A 21,401-nucleotide genomic window follows, 5' to 3' on the forward strand; every position below is an offset into this window, starting at 1 on the left:
GCCTCTTATCGCTTTGCTAGTTCTTCTTGCAACAGCTTGTTCACAACGCCTGGATTCGCTTGTCCTTTGGTTGCTTTCATGATTTGACCAACTAAGAAACCAACTGCGCGGTCTTTTCCGTTTTTGAAGTCATCGACGGATTGTTGGTTGTTATCTAATACTTCATTGATCATTGGTAGTAATTGCGCAGGATCTGATAATTGGATCAATCCTTTGGCTTTTACGACTTCTTCAGCGTCGCCGCCGTTTGTGATCAATTCTTTGAAGACTTTTTTCGCAATCTTCGAACTGATGGTGCCATCGGCGATCAAACGAATCATTCCCGCTAAATTGTCTGGGGTTAATTTTGTTTCTGGCAGTTCCAATTTTTCACTGTTCAGATACGCTGAAACTTCCCCCATCAACCAGTTAGAAGCTTGTTTGGGATCAGCACCGGCATCAATGGTTTTTTCAAAGAAATCGGACATTTCTTTTGATAAAGTCAAGACCATTGCATCGTATTCTGGTAAGCCCAATTCAGAGATGTAACGGGCACGACGTTTTTGCGGCATTTCTGGCAAGCTTTGACGTACCCGTTCGATCCATTCATCATCGATCACAAATCGTGGGATATCTGGTTCTGGGAAGTAACGATAATCAGAAGAACCTTCTTTGACACGCATCAATAAAGTTTTGCTGGTTGCTTCATCAAAACGACGAGTTTCTTGTTGGATCTCGCCTCCAGAAAGCAATACTTTGGCTTGGCGTTTTTCTTCAAATGCTAAACCTTTTTTCACGAAGGACATAGAGTTTAAGTTTTTCAATTCTGTTTTTGTTCCGAATTGTTCTTGGCCGTAAGGTCGCAACGAAATATTGGCGTCGCAACGCATGGAACCTTCTTCCATCTTCACATCAGATACTTCTGTAAACAAGATGATTGAGCGCAATGCTTCTAGATACGCATATGCTTCTTCTGGCGAACGCATATCTGCTTCGGAAACGATCTCGATCAAAGGGGTTCCTTGACGATTTAGATCAACATAAGAATAACCGCCTTTGCCGTGCATGTTTTTCCCGGCATCTTCTTCCAAATGAACTCGCTCAATGCGGATTTTTTTCTTTTTACCTTCCACTTCGATTTCAATCCACCCATCATGACCTATCGGTTGATCGAATTGTGAAATTTGATAGGCTTTTGGATTATCAGGATAGAAATAGTTTTTGCGGTCGAAATGTGTTTCTTTTGAGATTTCACAATTCAACGCAAGCGCAGCTTTCATCCCAAATTCGATAGCCGCTTTGTTCATTACTGGTAAAACACCTGGATAGCCCCAGTCGATCACATTCGTGTTGCTATTTGGTTCAGCGCCAAAGTGAGCAGGTGCTGGAGAAAAAATCTTTGATTCTGTTTTTAATTCTACGTGGACTTCAAGCCCAATGACTGTTTCGAAGTTCATGCCTTATCCCCTCCTAAAATCACTGGTTTTTTCGTGTGGAAATCAGTTGCTTGTTCAAAGGCATAAGCCGCTTTATACATGGTTGCTTCATCAAAATGTTTCCCAATGATTTGCAAGCCGACAGGCAGTCCTTCAGAAAAACCTGCTGGAATCGACATCCCTGGCAGTCCTGCTAAGTTCACAGGAATGGTTAAAATATCATTCAAGTACATAGTGATCGGATCATTGATATTTTCTCCAATACCAAATGCTACCGTTGGGGAAGCTGGGCCAATGATCAAGTCGTATTGGCTGAAGACCTTATCGAAATCTTGTTTGATCAACGTTCGTACTTGACCGGCTTTTTTGAAGTAGGCATCGTAGTAGCCAGCACTTAGTGAAAACGTACCTAACATGATCCGACGTTTTACTTCTTCCCCGAATCCTTCACTGCGCGAATTAACATAGACATCTTCTAAATTGCTGACATTTTCTGAACGGAAACCGTAACGGATGCCGTCAAAACGTTGCAAATTAGAACTTGCTTCTGAAGAAGCGATGATATAGTAAACAGCTACCCCATACTTTGAATGTGGCAAGCTGACTTCTTCCACGGTCGCACCTAACGCACGGAAAGTGTCTGCAGCTTTTAAGATCGCTTCTCGGACGCCCGCTTGAATTCCTTCGCCTAAGTATTCTTTTGGCAAAGCAACTTTCATGCCTTTGATATCACCAGTCAGACCTGCTGTAAAATCAGGAACAGCTGCCCCGGCTGACGTACTATCTTTTGCATCAAACCCACTGATGGCATTTAATGCGATGGCATTGTCTTTCACACCACGGGTCATTGGACCAATTTGATCTAACGAAGATGCAAACGCGATCAAACCAAAACGAGAAACCCGTCCGTATGTTGGCTTCAACCCGACGATTCCATTGAAAGCTGCTGGTTGGCGAATCGAACCACCCGTATCGCTACCTAATGATAAGGGGATTTGTCCCGCTGCAACGGCAGCCGCCGAGCCACCTGATGAACCACCAGGTACTTTTGTCTCGTCCCAAGCGTTTTTTGTTTTCTTAAAGAACGACGTTTCCGTACTCGCCCCCATCGCAAATTCATCCATGTTTAACTTACCTACTGGAATCATGTCTGCTTGGTAAACTTTGTCCATGACGGTTGCATCGTAGATTGGGTCAAAGTTGCCTAAAATTTTAGAAGCAGCTGTTGTGCGTAGATCTTTGGTAACAATGTTATCTTTGATCCCAATGGGAATCCCTGCCAACACATTGCTTTCAGTGATACCTTTTTGATCGATAGCTTGCGCTAACGCATGGGCTTTTTCTTCGTTCAATGCAAGAAACGCATCAACTTTTGGCTCTGTTTCTTTAATGCGAGCAAAGGTTTCGCTCGTTAGATCTGTCGCAGTGATTTCTTTTGATACTAATAAGCTATGCAATTCTTCTAAGCTTTTATTATATAGTTCAGTCATTAGGCACCCGCCTCCCCATTGTCAATGATTGCAGGCACTTTAATAAAGCCTTCTTCAGATTCTGGAACATTTTTCATTAATTCATCACGGTCCCAGCCACCGGTCGTTACATCTTCACGCATCACATTGATCGTTTCTGCGACATTCGATGTGAATGGTACTCCTGTGGTGTCCACTTCTTCAAGTGTTTCAACCATATCAATAATTTTTCCTAGCTGAGAGGTAAACTCATGTAATTCATCGTCTGAGAATGAAAGTTTTGCTAGTTTGGCAACGTGTTTGACTTGTTCTTCGCTGATCGCCATAAAATCCTCCTCTTTCTCGTATCCGTAATCTACGTTTACGTTTTTCCAATGTATTGTATCATTTTTTTAACAAATCATGAAATAGAATTTGAAAATTATCAAATATAATTGCAAATAAAAGCAGAAATCATTTCTTTCCTCGTATTGCAGGGAAGAAATGATTTCAATTAGACAAGAAGAAACAACTGCTTCTCGTCTGTGACAATACTTAACAGTTATTGTTCTGCCGAATGACTGCCTTCGATCGCAGCCACCATTTGAGCTTCATCCCAAACGGTAACGCCTAGGGACTGGGCTTTGGTCAGTTTACTGCCAGCCTCTTCCCCGGCAACAACGATATCAGTCTTTTTCGACACACTTCCGGTGACTTTTCCACCAAGGTTTTCGATTCTTTCTTTGGCTTCTTCGCGGGTGAAATGACTCAATTTCCCTGTCAAAACGACTGTTTTCTCTTTAAATGGCGACTCCACTTCTTCCAATTGATCCGTTCTCAGCCCTAGATAAGCAAAGTTAACACCCGCTTTTTCAAGTTCATCTAAAAGGTCGTGAACTTCTTGATTGTCAAAATACGTAACGACACTTTCTGCAATTGTAGCACCAATGGTTTCCAACGAAATGATCTCTTCTTCTTTGGCTTTGCTAAGGGTCCGAAGGTCACCAAAATGTTCCGCTAAAATCCGAGCCGCTTTGGCACCAACATGACGGATGCCTAGCCCGAAAATCAAGCGCTCAACTGAATTTTCTTTGCTTTGATGGATGGCACGCAAAAGGTTATTAGCTGATTTCTCTTTGATTTTATCGAGGGTCAGCAATTGTTCTTCTGTTAAAAAGTACAAGTCGGCCACATCTTTGACTAAGGATTTATCGAACATTTGCTCTAAAACACGTGGCCCTAAACCATCAATATTCATAGCATTTCGGGAAACAAAGTGGCTTAAGCCCTCTTTAATCTGCGCTGGACACTTCGGATTGATACAACGCAAGGCAACTTCTTCATCTAAATGGATCAGCTCACTCCCACATTCGGGACAATGTGTAGGCGCTTCAAAGGGTTCACTTGTTTCCGTGCGTTTTTCTTCCAAGACTTTCGCAACCTCTGGAATAATGTCCCCCGCCTTATAGATGATGACCGAATCGCCAATGCGAATGTCTTTCATTTTAATGAAATCTACATTATGGAGACTAGCACGGCTGACCGTCGTTCCAGCAACACGAACAGGAGTCATAACAGCGGTCGGTGTCACAACACCCGTCCGTCCCACGGTCCATTCGATCGTTTCGATCACTGTTTCCGCTTCTTCCGGTGGAAACTTATATGCCGCCGCCCATCGGGGTGCTTTTACGGTAAAGCCTAACGCATCTTGATCTTTAAAATTATTGACTTTGATGACTACGCCGTCAATCTCATACGGGAGCTCACTGCGCTTGTCATGAAACTCTTCGATATATGCCCACACTTCATCGATGGTGTGGCACACTCTGCGTTCGTGATTTGTACGAAAGCCTAATTGATCCAGTTCATTCAATGCTGAAAATTGATCATTAGCTTCAATTGGACCAAAGTCAGCTAGTGTGTATAAAAAGGTGCTCAAGTTTCTTTGGGCTGCGATCCGAGTGTCTAATTGACGTAAGCTTCCAGCAGCTGCGTTTCTCGGATTGGCAAAAACCTCCACCCCTTCTTCTTCTCGCTGTTGATTCAATTTCAAAAACGAAGCCTTTGGCATATAGCATTCGCCACGAACTTCCAACGAGATCGGTTCTTTTAATTTCAGTGGGATCGATTTGACAGTCTTTAGGTTTTCTGTAATGTTTTCACCTACCGTACCATCTCCTCGAGTCGCTCCCCGAACAAAGCGCCCTTCTTCATATTTCAAGGAAATTGACAATCCATCGATCTTTAACTCGCAGACATAATCTACCGCTTTCCCCAATGCTTTTTGAACACGAGCATCAAAAGCCACGATTCCTTCTTTGTCAAAGACATCGTTCAGGCTATAAAGTGGGATATCATGGGTGACTTTTTCAAAGCCAGGTAAAATGATGCCGCCTACTCGTTGGGTGGGCGAGTCTTCGGTTATTAGCTGCGGATAATTGGTTTCAATTTCAACCAGTTCTGCATACAGCTGATCATAGAGATAATCTTCAACAGAAGGTTGATCTTTTACATAGTATTCGTACGCGTACTGATTTAATTGCGTACGCAGCTCTTCTGCTCGTGATTGGATTTCTTTTGAAGGGACATCCATCCTAATATCCTCCTTATTTTTCAACTTTTTCAATCGGCGCAAAGGCCGCCAACAATCGTTTGACGCCTTGTTGTGGGAACGCCACATCTAATTCGATGTCTTGCGCGCTGCCAGTCGTCCGAACGACCGTACCGATTCCCCATTTTTTATGTTGAACTTTCTCGCCTACTTGCCATGTATTACCAGCTGCAGAGGTCTGTTGCTTAGAAGCGACGGTCGTTTGACGCGGCTGTGTATAGCTCGGTTTAAAGACTTTTGGTTGAAACGGTGCAGCAGCTTTCGGTTGTGAACGCTCGCCTAATGATTGCAGCAGATCTTGTTCAATCTCCTCGATAAACCGTGACGGACGATTGTATTGGGTACGACCGTATAATGTTCTGGAAAAAGCGTTGGTCATAAAGAGCTCTTCCTCAGCACGAGTGATTCCCACATAAGCAAGGCGCCGTTCTTCTTCGAGTTCGCTTTCTTCCATTAAAGCCCGAGAAAGCGGGAAGATATTTTCTTCCAAACCAATCAAGAATACCACTGGAAACTCCAGTCCTTTTGCAGCATGCAAGGTCATCAACGTCACTTGACTACTTTCTTCTTCATAACTATCGACGTCTGACAATAAAGCTAAGTCATTTAAGAAAACACTCAACTTCTCATCTGGTGCATCTGCATCGTCTTCGTTTTGCGCCTCAAATCGTTTATCGAATTCTTGGGTAACCGATAAAAATTCTTCCAGGTTTTCAAGTCTAGCTTGTGCTTCTAAATTATTCTGGTTGACTAACTCTTGACGATAACCCGTCTTTTCTAATATTTCTTTCGTCAGTTCAGTTACTGAGAGGTAAGGAACCATTTGGGCGAAGCCATCCATCATCATCCCAAAGCTTCCTAATTCTTTGCCGGCCTTTCCAGAAATATTCGCCAACTCGACGTTCATGGCTGCTTCTAGCAATGACCACTCATGAAGATTCGCAAAATCTCGTAGTTTTTCGACGGATGTCGCACCGATCCCACGTTTTGGTACATTGATGATTCGTTCCAAGCTGATGGAATCACGAGGATTGGCGATCGCCGATAAATAAGCCAAAATATCACGGATTTCTTTGCGGTCATAGAACTTTCTGCCGCCGACCATCGTATAAGGAACGTTGGCTTTTAAAAGCATTTCTTCAATGATCCGTGACTGGGCGTTGGTCCGATACAAAATCGCAAAATCACCGAATTTACGGTTCTTTTCTGCAATTTGTTTCTGCATTTCACTGACGATAAATCGCGCCTCATCTCGTTCACTATCCCCGCGATAATAAGTGATTTTTTCCCCATCACGATTTTCTGTCCACAGATTTTTGTCTGGGCGGTTGCGGTTATTTTTGATTACTTGGTTTGCCGCATTTAAAATCGTTTGCGTTGAACGATAGTTTTGCTCTAACAATATCGTTGCGGCATCCGGATAGTCTTTTTCAAAGTCTAAAATATTTTGCATGTTGGCACCACGCCAACCGTAAATACTTTGGTCCGCATCCCCAACAACACAAAGATTTCGAAAACGAGCGGCCAATAAATTGACCAGCGTGTATTGGGCGTGGTTGGTATCTTGGTATTCATCGACATGGATATAGTGGAATTTCCGTTGGTAAAATTGCAGCGCATCTTCATTGTCTTGGAAGAGGCGGATCGTATTCATGATTAAATCATCGAAGTCCATGCATTGATTATTGCGCAGCTCTTTTTGATATTTTTCATAACAACGACCCACGATCTGCTCAAATAGACTACCTTCCATGGCTTGGTAAGCTTCAGGTGTCAATAGCTCGTTCTTTGCATGAGAGATCGTTCCCAAAATGGAACGAGGATCATATTTTTTGGGATCGATATTCAATTCTTTTAATACCCGTTTCATCAGGGTATTTTGTTCAGAAGAATCAATGATAGTAAAATTCTTCGAATAACCGATTCGATCAACATCTCTGCGCAAGATTCTGACACACATCGAGTGGAAGGTCGAGACCCAAACGTCTTCTCCACCGGAACCTAATAATTGGCTTACCCGTTCCTTCATTTCCCGCGCCGCTTTATTGGTAAAAGTGATGGCTAAAATGTTCCATGGATTTACATTTTTTTCTTCTATTAAATAGGCGATTCGGTGGGTTAGGACACGGGTCTTCCCGCTTCCTGCCCCTGCCATCAGCAGCAACGGTCCTTCCGTATGCATAACGGCTTCTTTTTGCCGTGGATTCATGCGTTCAAGTAATTCACTTTTGGATGACATGCTTTTAAACATCCTTTCTTTCTCAATCTTCTCAATTATAGCATTATCCGGGAAAGGGGAAAACCGAACGCTTTGAAAACTTTTAATTAAAAGCACTTTGATTTTAGTACTCACGATGCCATCAGTTTTGAAAGAAAAAAGTCAGTCCGTTGTTTGTTTACATAATAAAAAGGCTGTAAACTTACCAGCCTCTTATTATGACTATTGAAAGAGATCAGCTAAAGTATTTCTCTACTAGCTTTTCATTCACATAGATTGACACTTGCCCATCATTGACCGGGAAAACACCTTTTCCGGTATCATCTAAAACAACTTTCGCTTCATTATTTCTCAATATATCCACGAAGGTCTCTCCACCATGGATCGCGCTGATGGTCATTTCTTTTTCCGCACCTTGAGCATTGGTCATCACGACCGCCAATCCAGAAAGCTCATGTTCATAATCGCCAGTTAATACCCAGCCAATACAATTAGGATCATCGAAATAATCGACTTGATTCCCAAATGCAAGCTTCTCTCGAAGTTTTAACATATGGATCAAAGCATCACCAACAGGAGCGATTTCTTGCGCTGGGATTCCGAATAAGTCACCCCAGAAAACAACCGGTACACCCGCTTTTCGTAAAAGGATCAATGAATAAGCATGGACTTTAAACCAACCGTCTATCCAAGATTGTAAACTTTGACCAACCTGTGTATCATGATTGTCCACAAAAGTCACGGCATAATCTTCGCGCGCGGCAGTCAGTGTACCGGCAAAAATTTGACTCATATCATATTCGCCATTTGAGTGAGATGCTTCATATAAATTATAGTGCAAAGGCACATCGAATAAATAAATCAGATTTCCTGAAGAATCTAAATACTCTTCTAATTTTGGCAGATCCCCTGACCAATATTCTCCCACAACGAATAGCGGTTTGCCTTTTTCTTCCCGACGGTTCAAGATCCAGTCCGCATAATAATTGAACTCAATGTGTTTGACCGCATCTAAGCGATAGCCATCAACACCAGTCAGCTCTTGGTACCATTGCCCCCATTTATTGAGCTGTTCCACTGTCTCAGGATTTTCCATGTCCAGATCACAACCCATTAAGTAGTCATAATTGCCCATCTCATCATCCACTTGGCTTTCCCAGCCCTTATCAGCGAAGTTAAAAATCCCGTGGTCTTTATTGCGATCATCATAATCGACACCAGAAAAATTATGCCAGGTCCAGACATAGTCATTGTAAGTTCCTTTACGTCCTGGGAAAGTGAATTTAGTCCAAGCTTCGATCTCTTCTTCATCACTGATCGGTTCATTGCGGTTTTCGGTATTGTATTTAACCGCCGGAACGACCTCCTTTTCATCGGCGCCGATCAAGTGATTAAAGACGATATCGGCATAAACCTCAACTCCTTGTTCTTGTAGTGCTTTGATGGCTTCCAAATACTCATCCTTGGTTCCATATTTTGTTGGCACCGACCCCTTTTGATCGAATTCGCCTAGATCATAATAATCATAGACACCATACCCAACGTCTTCGGACCCAGCTGTCCCTTTATAGGCAGGCGGCAGCCAAATTGCGGTAAATCCATACTCTTTGATTTCTTTACTCATTTCTTTCAATTTGTTCCAGTGTTGGCTATCTGACGGCAGGTCCCATTCGAACCCTTGTAAAATGACTTTGTTATTCATTTATTTATCCCCCCTTAATTCAATTAAGCCAAATAATAGTAAAAATTGTCAAATATAAGGACAGCAATCTCAGGAAAATGAAGGTTAGCATGACCGTTTGTGACCGATTTCTATTATTCACGCTTTCATTATGAATGTTTTTTACTGTTTATGATTGATTTTGAATGAATCATATGTTACTATGGCAGGTGAAGAGGTGATGTAAATGCTTACAGAGGAGCGGCATCAAGCGATTTTGGCACGATTAGAGCAAGAGGAAATCGTCAAAGTCAGTGAACTGATCCAACTGCTGGATGCTTCAGAGTCAACAATCCGCAGAGATCTCCAAGAACTGGAAGATAAAGGGTTTCTAGTTAGAATTCACGGCGGGGCCAAAAAAAGCCAGCAATTAGGTTTTGAACCCAACATGTCTGAAAAAAAAGCGAAGTTTCAAACAGAAAAACAAAAAATTGCTCGCGCAGCCGCACAAACGATCAAAAATGGTGAAGTCATTTATCTAGACGCAGGAACAACGACCCTTGAAATGATTCCTTTCTTATCGACCATCACAGCGCTGAAAGTTGTCACGAACTCCGTCAAGCACGCTTCCCTACTGATTGATCACGGGATCGACACCATGATTTTAGGGGGAACTATCAAGATAGCTACCAACGCTGTGTTAGGGATCAATGCCGGTGAACAGTTGCGTAAATTGCGCTTTAACCGCTGTTTTATGGGCATGAACGGTGCTCATTCGGAAGCTGGTTTCACCACACCCGATCCTGAAGAAGCCCTGATCAAGCAGATTGCACTAGAGCACAGTCAACAAGCCTATGTCTTGCTAGACCATTCCAAGTTTCAGCAAACAACTTTTGCTCAAGTTGCTTTTATTGAAGGTGCAACGATCATCACCGATTATTGCCCAAAAAACTATTTAGCGAAATTCAGAGCAAAAACAACCATTATGGAGGTAATACAATGATTTACACAGTAACACTCAATCCATCGATCGACTTTATCGTCCACGTCGATCATTTGGAGATCGGTGCCCTTAATCGAATGAAACAAGACTTTAAACTACCTGGTGGCAAAGGAATCAATGTCTCACGTATTTTGAAGCGAATTGGCATCTCCTCGACTGCCCTTGGTTTTGTTGGCGGATTTACTGGTCGTTTTATTGAAGAGTGGCTGACCAAAGAGGAAATCAACAGCAATTTTACGCAAGTCGCTGCCGATACCCGGATCAATATCAAATTAAAATCCGGCGAAGAAACAGAAATCAACGGCCTTGGTCCAGTCATTCAAGAGCAAGAAATCGCTGAATTGAAACACCAATTAGCCGCTCTTTCTGCCGAAGACATCGTCATCCTATCAGGAAGTAAACCAGCTGGTCTTCCAGCCGACTTTTATAAAGAATTGATCAAAATCGTTAAAGAAGCTGGTGCAGAATTTGTCATTGATACGACTGGTGCGGAACTATTTGATGCCTTATCCGATCAGCCTTTGCTGATCAAACCAAATAATCATGAATTAGCGGAACTTTATGAAACTTCTTTTTCAACAATCGAAGATATTTTGCCTTATGGCCAAAGAATGCTAAAGGATGGCGCTAAAAATGTCATCGTCTCTCTAGGTGGTGATGGTGCCCTGCTCTTTACTGGCAATGAGATCTATCGCTCCAATGTGTTGAAACGACCTTTGAAAAATTCAGTTGGCGCTGGAGATTCCATGATTGCTGGATTCATTGGGCGTTACGCAAAGACCAAAGATGTGGTTGAAGCATTCAAATGGGGAGTCGCTTGTGGCAGTGCCACTGCGTTCTCAGATGATTTAGCTGAGGCGTCATTTATCGAAGAATTACTACCGGAAGTCATTATTGAACAAGTGAATCTATAGGAGGATGGAAAAAATGAAAATCAATGAGTTGATGCTGAAAGAGGCCATGATCATGGACTTGCAAGCAACAGACAAAAAAGGTGCCATTGATGAAATGGTAGCAAAATTATATGCTGTCGGACGGATTTCAGATGTCGAAATCTACAAAGAAGGAATTCTTGCCCGAGAAGCCCAAACCTCAACAGGGTTAGGTGACGGCATCGCAATGCCTCATGCCAAAAACAGTGCAGTCAAAGAAGCGACGGTTTTATTCGCAAAGAGTAATGCGGGTGTCGACTATGAGGCGTTAGATGGACAACCAACGTACCTCTTCTTTATGATCGCAGCACCAGAAGGAGCAAATGATACTCATTTACAAGCGTTAGCAGCTCTATCTCGCTTATTGATCGATCCAGATTTCGTTGCTAAACTAAAAACAGCGACAACTGCTGATCAAGTACAACAACTTTTCTCAGAAGCTGAGGCACAGCAAGAAGCCGATGCTTTAGCAGAAGAAGCGGCAAACCAAGAAGCAGCACCTGCTAGCGAACGTCCCTATATCGTCGCAGTTACAGCTTGCCCGACAGGGATCGCCCACACCTACATGGCAGAAGATGCTTTGAAAAAGAAAGCCAAAGAACTTGGTGTTGACATCAAAGTCGAAACAAATGGTTCAGAAGGAATCAAAAATCGTTTAACAGAAGCTGATATCGCCCGAGCTGCTGGTGTGATCGTAGCTGCCGATAAAAAAGTTGAAATGGATCGCTTTGACGGTAAACATTTAGTAAACCGTCCTGTGAGCGATGGTATCCGTAAGACCGAGCAATTAATCAATGAAGCAATGAGCGGAACTGCTCCTGTTTTTCACGGTAGCGGCCAAGCTTCTGATAAAGAGGACGCTTCAGCTGATGGTTCAGTCGGTCAACGAATCTATAAAGATTTGATGAATGGTGTTTCTCACATGTTACCATTTGTTATTGCCGGTGGAATCATGATCGCTATTTCCTTCATGGTGGACCAGTTCATGGGTGTCCCTCAAGATGCCTTGAGTCAATTAGGAAACTACAACCAAGCAGCTTCTTGGTTCAATCAAATCGGTAGCGCGGCATTTGGTTTTATGCTACCTGTCTTAGCTGGTTTCATCGCTTCAAGTATCAGTGACCGACCTGGATTGATCGTCGGTTTCGCAGCAGGTGCCCTAGCAAATACGGGTGGTGCTGGATTCTTAGGAGCATTGATTGGCGGTTTCTTAGCTGGTTATGTCATCAAGTTCTTGCGTTCATTATTCAAAGGTTTACCAAAATCATTAGAAGGAATCAAAACGATCCTCTTCTACCCTGTTTTCGGCCTATTGATCACTGGCTTCTTGATGTTACTGATCAACGTGCCAATGAAAGCCATCAATGACGGTTTGAATAGCTTCTTGACTGGCTTAAGTGGTACCAACGCCGCTTTACTTGGTGCTTTGTTAGCAGCAATGATGGCAGCCGATCTAGGTGGCCCAATCAACAAAGCCGCTTATGTTTTCGGTACTGCAACATTGGCAACGACCGTTGCTGAAGGTGGTAGCGTCGTGATGGCATCTGTAATGGCGGGCGGAATGGTTCCTCCATTGGCAATCTTTGTCGCAACGTTATTGTTTAAAAATAAATTCACCAAAGACCAAAAAGAAGCTGGTTTAACAAACATCGTCATGGGGCTATCCTTCGTCACAGAAGGTGCGATCCCATTTGCAGCAGCAGATCCATTGCGGGCGATCCCAAGCTTTATCGTTGGTTCTGCACTGACTGGTGCGCTTGTCGGTGCCTTTGATATCCAATTAATGGCACCACATGGTGGGATCTTTGTTGTTCTATTATTATCTAAACCAATTTTGTTCTTGCTATTCATCTTAATCGGTGCGATCGTTTCTGGCGTTGTATTCGGTTTGTTGAAAAAAGCGCCTGAACAAGCTGCCTAATTGAAAAGACCCGCAAGATCCTCGTGATCTTGCGGGTCTTTTTCATTCTTGATTGGTAAAGAGCTGCTGTTCGACTAGCTTTTGGGTATTCATAAAATACACTCGAAGTTTCTTGCCATTCTTTTTTAGATTGACCCACGTATATTTGCGCGTGCGGTGCAAATACCCAAAATGAACATCCGGCATCGCTGCTTTCAATCCGTCTATCGGCAGCTCCTTCAAGGCTGTTTCTGGTAAATAAAATTGTAAGCAAGCTGTGTAGTCTTTAAAGCGATCCTCTGAGTAATCAATTTCGAGGTGATTCCGAATATAAAAGGCATATGCCTCGACCCCATCATCTACAGTCAATTCCGGTTTTAATACAATATAATCCATCATGCGCAACCGATCTTGGTCGATCCAAGGAAAATACGCTTGTGCATTCAAGTAACCTTTCACCCGTCGCTCCTGGTACTCTTCGTTCACCAAATCGAAGCTTCGAGTGACGAAATGTGTCGCGTTACGCTTAGTCGTCGGCTGCAGCCGATCATTTTGGTACTGGATGGTTTGGATCAATTGGTCGCCAAAGGCGTACTCAATATATGGTTCCCTCAAAATACCGACGCCATTATCCCATGTCAATTGATCGATCCCAGTTTGATCGCGAAACAAACGCTGGTATGAAAGATTCAACTCGTGATCCCACTGAAACGGATCGCGATACAATTCCACCATCACGATTCCCTGATCTCTAACTTGGACCTGCTCGACTTGTTGCGCATCCGTAATGATCACCTGAGGAATAATACGGGCATAGAATACCGAAAAGTACATTCGCCAACAAGAGGTCAGTGTGTAGCCATTGTAAAAAACATCGTACCCAGCAAATTGATTGCAATCAATAACGATCTCTTGTTCAAAATTTTTCCGCTTCGGTAACGCGTTGATTTCAGCAATCGATTGAAAATTTTGTCTTTTCTCGATTCGCTCGACGTTATGCATCAGGTACTCATCATATGAACGCAAATAGCCAAACATTCCATCTCTTTGCATCGTTTCATCGAAGTAACTTAAAATCACTGTTTTCTGTGTGGAGAATACGTCTTTCGTAAACAGGTGCCGTTGTAAAACAGCCTCTTGAATGATATGGATACTGGACTCATTTTGGCCGTCCGTCACAATCAATTCAGTATTGATTTCTTCAGGGGCGCTATGCAGCAGTTGACTGACCTCATCAAAATCATAAGGTTTCTTTTCTTGCTGATTGTAATAGTATTCCGTCGGCTGATAGCTAAGACGAACCAAAGCGAACCAATTTTCAATCAACAAACGCAACTGTGATGCTTCCATTTGTGTCGATTGTAGAAAGCCGTAAATTTTTTCAGTTTTGATCATCGCTATCCCTCTTTTCTATCCCCTTTCTTTAATTATAGTAAAGGGAGAAACGATTGAACACTATTTCGCTTTTTTTTGGTGAAATCTACGACCGTTCGTGGTAAACTAAAGGCGCTTGGAGGTGAACCTTATGGGCTTAAAATTCCAACGAGAAGACTCGCTAGATAAAATGTTTGATGATTTTGCCTTTCTTCCCGATAACGACAAAGACAATAAAAAGCAGGAAAAGGACATTGAGCGTTTCTTAAAAAACGAACCTGATGATGAAAAAGAGCAAAAAAAAGCAAATAATATAAAAAAAGCAGACTAACAAAAAAGGCACAGGACTGTGAGGTCCTTGCCTTTTTTACCTTTTTAGCTAAGAAATGAGCGACCAAATCAACTTATCTGGGAGAATCAGAATCTGATCCTCCTTCTCACATTACAACTCTTCATATAAAACACTTTGCCGTAAGCGAATCAAGCCGATAATCACCAGACAAAGAATGAAAACGACGCCTGCTAGGATCGTGACCACAAAGCCAGCTACCACGATTGGGGATTGAGTAAAGCGAATCATTGGTTCAAAAAAAGTGGTTTTGATCAAATCCGGGATGTCTGTCGCTAGCAGTTGCTGAATCGCATGATTGAAATCCTTTGCCGTTGCACTCGATGGCAAAACAGCCATAAAACTCCCTACACCATAATTTGCAACTCCAATCCATGCAACAGCAACATTTCCTAATGCAAGTAATCCGATACCAACATTTCCAACAACAACCGATCCAACGGCGATATTTCCTATACCAACGAGCAAGGCAAAACAGAAATGACCAAAAGCGAACGCGCCGATGCTGATGGTCCCGATTGCCAACGCGCCAAAGGACATAACACCGATCGATAGCAGTCCCAAACTGATAAGCCCCATAGCAATGACCCCTTTGGCTTTAACGCCAAGACAGAACCAGCCAGACGCAGTGGGTACCTCTTTCATCAGAACAAAAAACTCTCGAACGCTCGTCACTTGATTCAGTAATAAGAATAAATTGGGAATCAAAATGTGCATTAACGGAAGCCGTAGAACCCTCCGTTCACTTTTGTATTCATAATAGTAGGTTTCTTTCTTTTCTTTTAATAGCTCTTCCACTGGAGTGCCTAATAAATCGGCGAGACGAACCAATGTCTCGATGTCTGGCAACCCATTTCCTCGTTCCCATTTTGAAATGGCCTTATCAGAAACAAATAACCTCGCAGCTAATTCCTTCTGGGTTAAGTTATGTCTTGATCGATACTTTTTTAATTTTTTACTTAATGTTTCATGCATTCGACCACACCTCCTTGTTACAAGTTTAACAAATATTAAGGAGATTTTCGCTGAAATTGGGCAAATTTGGCACTCTACGCTCCGTAGAATAGCCTAAATCCCCAATTTTTACTTTTAAAAAGCAAAAAAACGAAGGGAGCGACTTGCTCGCTTCGTTTCTTTATTCAAAATTATTTGATTGCTGCTTCGATGGCTTTCCATGCTTCTTCTTTTCCTTGTTTGGTAATGGAAGAAAAAAGAATGAACGTATCAGCTGGATCAAAGGACAACGCTTTTTTGATCATACTTTCATGCTTATTCCATTTCCCGCGAGGGATTTTGTCTGCTTTGGTGGCAACAACGATCACAGGGATCTCATAATACTTTAAAAATTCATACATTTGAACATCTTCTTGGGAAGGTGCATGGCGCAAATCTACCAAAGATACTACTGCTCGCAGCTGCTCTCTTTGTTCGAGGTACGTTTCAATCATTTTTCCCCATTTTGCTCGCTCGGTTTTTGATACTTTTGCATAGCCATAGCCAGGGACATCGACAAAATGCAGCGTATTTTCAATCAAATAAAAATTCAATGTTTGGGTTTTCCCCGGTTTTGACGAGGTTCGGGCTAAGTTTTTACGGTTAATCAATGTATTGATAAAGGAAGATTTACCGACATTGGAGCGCCCTGCTAAGGCAATCTCCGGTAAGGGTGTATCTGGGTATTGTGCTGGTGAAACAGCACTAATGACGATCTCAGCTTCATGTACTTTCATTGGATCGCTCCTTTTCATTTTTTTCAAAAAGAAAGCCGGATAGCAATGAAACTATCCGACTTGGTCTCGATTAGACTGCTTTTTTTGTCTCTTCATTGTAAATGATTTTTGGTTCGCCAAGTCCTTTCGCAGCTTCTTCCGTAATAGTGACTTTTTGAATCGACTCATCAGAAGGAACATTGAACATGACTTCCATCATGATATTTTCGATGATCGAACGTAATCCACGAGCACCGGTGTTTCGCTCAATTGCTTGCGCAGCAATCGCACGTAAAGCCTCTGGCTCAAATTCGAGTTCTGTGTCATCTAATGCCATCAATTTTTGATATTGTTTGACAAGGGCATTTTTTGGTTCAGTCAAAATATGCACTAAATCATCTACCGTCAATTTCTCTAAAGCAGCCATCACTGGCAAACGGCCGATAAATTCAGGGATCAAACCGAATTTAAGCAAATCTTCAGGAATGATCTGTTGCATCACGCTCTCGCCTTCTTCAAGACGTTTGTTGTTTGTACCAAACCCAATGGTTTTTTCACCTAAGCGGTTTTTAACAATTGTTTCGATCCCGTCAAACGCCCCACCAACGATAAAGAGAATATTGGTCGTATCGATTTGGATCATCTCTTGATGCGGATGTTTCCGTCCCCCTTGAGGCGGCACACTAGCAGTGGTTCCTTCTAGGATTTTCAGCAAAGCTTGCTGAACACCTTCACCGGAGACATCACGAGTAATCGATACATTTTCACTCTTACGGGCGATTTTATCGATCTCATCAATATAGATAATCCCTTTTTCAGCCATTTCTACATTATAATCAGCAGCTTGTAAAAGCTTCAAAAGAATATTTTCCACATCTTCACCGACATAGCCGGCTTCTGTTAAACTGGTTGCATCAGCGATTGCAAAAGGCACATTCAGTGAACGTGCTAGCGTTTGTGCCAAAAATGTTTTACCTGAACCTGTTGGTCCGATCAAGCAAATATTGCTTTTCTGTAACTCCACATCTTCAGCTGTCGTTTCTACATTGACGCGTTTGTAGTGATTATAAACCGCTACAGCCAATGTTCGTTTGGCACGATCTTGTCCAATCACATATTCATTGAGGACATTCAATAGTTCTTGCGGTTTCGGCACTTCGGTAAACTCCCGAACTGCTTCTTCGTAAAACTCTTCATCAATGATTTCTTTGCACAAATCAATGCACTCATTACAGATATAGACCCCAGGCCCTGCAACGATCTTTTTCACCTCTTCTTGCGTTTTTCCGCAAAAAGAACAACGAACAGCTTCATTACCGTTTGTATTATCGTACATACTGTTCACCCCTTGAAAATTTTCCAACCTATTTAAAGGAGTGGAATTTGGTTTACTAACTTTGCAGTCTTAAACAATCATATCATAACTTTTTTGAAAGAAAAAGTCATTTTTACTTTGCCTAACGTTTTCTTATCATTTGTTAGTAATTCCGAAATACCCCCTATTTACTCCCATGAAAAAACGGCCAACACCACTAGATGTTCGCCGTTTTTAGAGTTTTGCCTACGCTTCTTTTGCAGTACCTGTTACAAGTTCAACTGCTTTTTTCATTGTAATATCATGTTTCAACATGTCTTCTGTTAAGACGCGTTTGATTTGATCTACTGGCATATTGTAAGCTTCAGAAAGTTCTTTGATTTCTTTTTCGATATCTTCTTCTGTTGCTTCCAAACCTTCTTCTTTAGCGATCGCTTCAATGACAAGGTTTGTTTTCACGCGTGTTTCTGCTTCGCCTTCAAATTGTGTGTGAAGATCTGCTTCAGTTGAACCAGTTAATTGATAATACATTTCTGGTGAGATTCCTTGACGTTGCATATTGTTCAAGAACTCATCCATTGAACGGTGTACTTCATCATGTACCATTGAATGTGGTAATTCAACGATTTCTGCGTTTTCAACTGCTTGACGGATCGCAGCTTCATCTTTTGCATCTTCTGCTGCTTTTTCTTTTGTTTCAGTCAATTCAGCACGATATTTTTCTTTTAATTCAGCTAATGATTCAACGCTGTCATCAACGTCTTTTGCGAATTCATCATCTAATTCAGGAAGTTCTTTTGCTTTTACTTCGTGAACCGTTACTTTGAAGACTGCTTCTTTACCAGCTAAATCTTCTGCTTGATAATCTTCTGGGAAAGTCACGGTAACGTCTTTGCTATCGCCAGCTTTTGTTCCTACTAATTGTTCTTCAAAACCAGGGATGAATGAGTTTGAGCCAAGTTCAAGTGAGTAGTTTTCACCTTTGCCGCCTTCAAATGTTTCTTCTCCTAAGAAGCCTTCAAAGTCGATAACGACTGTGTCGCCATTTTCAGCTGCTTCGTCTTCTTTGATAACTAATTCAGCTTGTGCTTCTTGTTCGCGTTTGATGCGTGCATCAACGTCTTCTTCTGTTACTTCACGGTCTTGTTTTTCAACAGTTAAATCTTTGTAATCACCAAGTTTTACTTCAGGTTTTACAGTAACTTCTGCTTTGATTACCCAGTCTTGACCTTTTTCCATGCTGTCAACGTCGATTTTTGGTTGCGAAACCGGATCGATCCCTGCTTCTTTTACAGCAGCTTCATAAGCTTCTGGAAGAACAGCGTTCAATGCATCTTCATACAACGCTTCTTCGCCGTACATACGGTTAAATACTTGGCGTGAAACTTTCCCTTTACGGAAGCCAGGTACGTTAAGATTGCCTTTCACTTTATTGAATGCAGTCGTCAAGCCTTTTTGGATTTCCGCTTGAGCGATCGTAAATGTCAAAACACCATCATTGGTGCCTGTTTTTTCCCATTTTGCAGTCATTTATTTCCCTCCGAATATTAATTGATTTACATATGAAATAGCTTCATGCATACCTTTAAATAGTACACTAACGTTGTTTAATTGTAAACATTTTACCATGAAAGTTGCGAATTTTTCTTTCAGCGAATGCTCAAACGTAGGATATTGCGCAAGTGTCGTTTGCGTTCTTCTATTTCATTGTCTGCTTTTGGCTGTTCTTTTTCTTCAAATAACCCGCGATAATCTTCAATGTAGCTTGCCACCCATGCGTTTGCCTCTTCTTTTGCCGGTAAAAACGGGTAACTTATCGCTAAATGATCATCGATTTCTGCTGAGACACTTTCCGCTAAAATCGGGTCCTCTTGGGCGATCGTTTCTTCGATCGCTTTATGGATCGCTTTAACAGCGTCATCCTCCTGTAAAAGTTTCAATTCTTTCGGAACGATTTGCTGCATATTCCCAAGGTAATCGATTAGGTCAAAAGGTTCGTCCACTTCAAGACGCACGAGCTCATCCACTAATTTAGGTAGCAAATACGGATTTTTGATGGAAGCCAACGTGTCATGCATCAGCGAGATAAATTGTGATTTGGTAATAGCTTGGGTAAAAATGTGCCACTCTGTTGCACTCACCGGTTGATTGGCTTCATCTAATGCGCGTAAATGCTTGCGTTTCCCATGAAAATCTTCCAATCCTAAAATTTGTTGTACTTCTTCTACTTTAGCTAGTTCACTAGCCAACTGTTCCTGATAGCGTTTTGGAATTTTTGTTTTCTGACCTAATGTAAGCCAGCGCCGAGTTTTTAAGTATTGACCATCCAAGATCAGCAGATGACCAATTTGTAAAAAACCATCAGTTTGTTTCAAATAATCATCTAGATAGTCTTCCGCAAGATCTAACGCTTTGGCAAAATCATTCAGCTGTTGCAAGCATTCCACGAGCCATTGATTGATCTCAAAACTGGCGTTTTTTTGATAAAGTTCATTGTACAAACGAAAAGCCTGCAAAAACTCTTTTGACTGGTAGGCTTTTTCTGCCGCCAGACGAAGCCGCTCATTTGGTCCCGGGAAATCAATCGTCTCACCCATTCACGACCCCTCCTTTACTAATTGCTTGATCTGCTAGTTAGTTTTGTGCACCAATCATTACGTGATTGGCATCCACCTGTTTATTAAAGGCCTTGATCAAATTGATGGTTACCACACTTGTTTCTGCAAAATAATCCGCAGCCTGCTGCTTATTTTTATTAAAGACGATTGGTAAATAACCGAGATAAAAGAAAACATTGAATTGCAGCACATAGCGCCCGCAAAGTTCGCGGATCAAGACCGTTTGCCAACTGAGTTCTTCTTCTACAAAAGAAATAACGCGGATGCCAAAGAGCATTTTCCCAATTGTTTGGCCATGATTCAGCTTCGTCATCAGAACAAAATAGCCCAGATAGATCGCTAAGGCACAGACGTTGTAAAGTCCAAACCGCTGGTTAGTTGCCGTTAGATTCGCTAGATTATAGATACTGCCGATCGTTATTTGCGTGATTGCCCGGATCACTAGAAGATCCACTAAAAAAGCAAACAGACGTATCCAAAAACCGGCAAAAAAGTAGCTAGGAAAGTCATTAAAGAACCGTTTGTCTTCGGTCTGTTTTTCAGGTTCTTCAAAATGTTGCCACGCTTTTTGTCTTTCTTCGATTTCACTTTGGTTATACTCTTCTTCTTGAAAAGACGTCAAGACTTGTTGATAAAAATCATCGGGATGGTTTACTTGTGCGTTCTTCATCGCTTTGCTGGCGTTTACTGGTTCGGCTGTTTCTGAAACCTGCGCTTCAGTTCGTACATCCGTATGACCGGTTGACGGTGTGGAGGTTTCGCGCTGTTCCCTTTGATCGATTGATGTACTTGTGTGATTGTCATCTGTTGACGATGCGGCAGCGGAATACTTGTTTTTATCTGTCATAG

17 protein-coding genes are annotated in these 21,401 nt (G+C 42.1%); 4 read left to right on the plus strand and 13 right to left on the minus strand.

Annotated elements, in window-relative coordinates:
* Positions 1 to 5 precede the first annotated feature (5 nt).
* The 6 genes from gatB to IGJ26_RS08900 all read right to left on the minus strand — a co-directional run bounded on the left by gatB (position 6) and on the right by IGJ26_RS08900 (position 9,394).
* Positions 6 to 1,436, minus strand: coding sequence for an Asp-tRNA(Asn)/Glu-tRNA(Gln) amidotransferase subunit GatB (gatB, locus tag IGJ26_RS08875; RefSeq protein WP_005225979.1), 1,431 nt, complete (start codon positions 1,434 to 1,436; stop codon positions 6 to 8).
* The gene (gene gatA / locus IGJ26_RS08880) at positions 1,433 to 2,905 is read right to left on the minus strand and encodes an Asp-tRNA(Asn)/Glu-tRNA(Gln) amidotransferase subunit GatA (RefSeq protein WP_005235733.1); all 1,473 of its coding nucleotides are present in this window, start codon (positions 2,903 to 2,905) and stop codon (positions 1,433 to 1,435) included. The genes gatB and gatA overlap by 4 nt, the downstream gene beginning before the upstream one ends.
* Positions 2,905 to 3,210: an Asp-tRNA(Asn)/Glu-tRNA(Gln) amidotransferase subunit GatC gene (gene gatC, locus IGJ26_RS08885; RefSeq protein ID WP_005225977.1), complete on the minus strand. Its 306-nt coding sequence runs from the start codon at positions 3,208 to 3,210 to the stop codon at positions 2,905 to 2,907. The genes gatA and gatC overlap by 1 nt, the downstream gene beginning before the upstream one ends.
* A 215-nt stretch (positions 3,211 to 3,425) precedes the next feature.
* A complete protein-coding gene (gene ligA, locus IGJ26_RS08890) occupies positions 3,426 to 5,456 on the minus strand; it encodes an NAD-dependent DNA ligase LigA (RefSeq protein WP_034872674.1) in 2,031 nt (676 codons plus the stop codon).
* 13 nt (positions 5,457 to 5,469) lie between these two features.
* Positions 5,470 to 7,713 carry a DNA helicase PcrA gene (gene pcrA, locus IGJ26_RS08895; protein ID WP_194188485.1) on the minus strand — a complete coding sequence of 748 codons (2,244 nt, stop codon included), beginning with the start codon at positions 7,711 to 7,713 and terminating at the stop codon, positions 5,470 to 5,472.
* 214 nt (positions 7,714 to 7,927) lie between these two features.
* Complete coding sequence (locus IGJ26_RS08900) at positions 7,928 to 9,394, minus strand: alpha-amylase (protein WP_194199709.1); 1,467 nt, start codon at positions 9,392 to 9,394, stop codon at positions 7,928 to 7,930.
* A gap of 205 nt (positions 9,395 to 9,599) precedes the next feature.
* Here IGJ26_RS08900 and IGJ26_RS08905 point away from each other — a divergent pair, with 205 nt between their 5' ends.
* Genes IGJ26_RS08905 through IGJ26_RS08915 form a run of 3 tightly spaced genes read left to right on the plus strand, consistent with a single transcriptional unit; the run spans position 9,600 to position 13,208 of the window.
* Positions 9,600 to 10,355 (plus strand): DeoR/GlpR family DNA-binding transcription regulator, encoded by a 756-nt coding sequence (locus IGJ26_RS08905; RefSeq protein WP_194199708.1) that lies wholly within the window; start codon positions 9,600 to 9,602, stop codon positions 10,353 to 10,355.
* The gene (gene pfkB, locus IGJ26_RS08910) at positions 10,352 to 11,269 is read left to right on the plus strand and encodes a 1-phosphofructokinase (protein ID WP_008380122.1); all 918 of its coding nucleotides are present in this window, start codon (positions 10,352 to 10,354) and stop codon (positions 11,267 to 11,269) included. Before IGJ26_RS08905 ends, pfkB begins: the two co-directional genes overlap by 4 nt.
* Before the next feature lie 13 nt (positions 11,270 to 11,282).
* Positions 11,283 to 13,208, plus strand: a complete 1,926-nt coding sequence (locus IGJ26_RS08915) for a PTS fructose transporter subunit IIABC (protein WP_087664091.1) — start codon at positions 11,283 to 11,285, stop codon at positions 13,206 to 13,208.
* Between the two features lie 42 nt (positions 13,209 to 13,250).
* Here IGJ26_RS08915 and IGJ26_RS08920 read toward each other — a convergent pair whose 3' ends face one another.
* Positions 13,251 to 14,582, minus strand: a complete 1,332-nt coding sequence (locus tag IGJ26_RS08920; RefSeq protein WP_016611865.1) for a hypothetical protein — start codon at positions 14,580 to 14,582, stop codon at positions 13,251 to 13,253.
* Between the two features lie 130 nt (positions 14,583 to 14,712).
* Here IGJ26_RS08920 and IGJ26_RS08925 point away from each other — a divergent pair, with 130 nt between their 5' ends.
* Positions 14,713 to 14,892 (plus strand): SPJ_0845 family protein, encoded by a 180-nt coding sequence (locus IGJ26_RS08925; RefSeq protein ID WP_008380128.1) that lies wholly within the window; start codon positions 14,713 to 14,715, stop codon positions 14,890 to 14,892.
* Positions 14,893 to 15,003: 111 nt separating this feature from the next.
* Here IGJ26_RS08925 and IGJ26_RS08930 read toward each other — a convergent pair whose 3' ends face one another.
* From IGJ26_RS08930 to IGJ26_RS08955, 6 genes are all read right to left on the minus strand, one after another.
* Positions 15,004 to 15,885, minus strand: a complete 882-nt coding sequence (locus IGJ26_RS08930; RefSeq protein WP_194199625.1) for a helix-turn-helix domain-containing protein — start codon at positions 15,883 to 15,885, stop codon at positions 15,004 to 15,006.
* 170 nt (positions 15,886 to 16,055) lie between these two features.
* Positions 16,056 to 16,640: a ribosome biogenesis GTP-binding protein YihA/YsxC gene (gene yihA, locus IGJ26_RS08935; protein ID WP_008382206.1), complete on the minus strand. Its 585-nt coding sequence runs from the start codon at positions 16,638 to 16,640 to the stop codon at positions 16,056 to 16,058.
* A gap of 70 nt (positions 16,641 to 16,710) precedes the next feature.
* Positions 16,711 to 17,955 (minus strand): ATP-dependent Clp protease ATP-binding subunit ClpX, encoded by a 1,245-nt coding sequence (gene clpX / locus IGJ26_RS08940; protein ID WP_005235713.1) that lies wholly within the window; start codon positions 17,953 to 17,955, stop codon positions 16,711 to 16,713.
* 225 nt (positions 17,956 to 18,180) lie between these two features.
* Positions 18,181 to 19,464: a trigger factor gene (gene tig / locus IGJ26_RS08945; protein WP_005235710.1), complete on the minus strand. Its 1,284-nt coding sequence runs from the start codon at positions 19,462 to 19,464 to the stop codon at positions 18,181 to 18,183.
* A gap of 119 nt (positions 19,465 to 19,583) precedes the next feature.
* The gene (locus IGJ26_RS08950; protein ID WP_086332412.1) at positions 19,584 to 20,531 is read right to left on the minus strand and encodes a hypothetical protein; all 948 of its coding nucleotides are present in this window, start codon (positions 20,529 to 20,531) and stop codon (positions 19,584 to 19,586) included.
* A 37-nt stretch (positions 20,532 to 20,568) separates the two neighbouring features.
* Complete coding sequence (locus IGJ26_RS08955; RefSeq protein ID WP_086332413.1) at positions 20,569 to 21,399, minus strand: RDD family protein; 831 nt, start codon at positions 21,397 to 21,399, stop codon at positions 20,569 to 20,571.
* Positions 21,400 to 21,401 lie beyond the last annotated feature (2 nt).

Source organism: Enterococcus sp. AZ095a (genome assembly GCF_050546735.1).
Lineage (GTDB): Bacteria > Bacillota > Bacilli > Lactobacillales > Enterococcaceae > Enterococcus_D > Enterococcus_D entomosocium.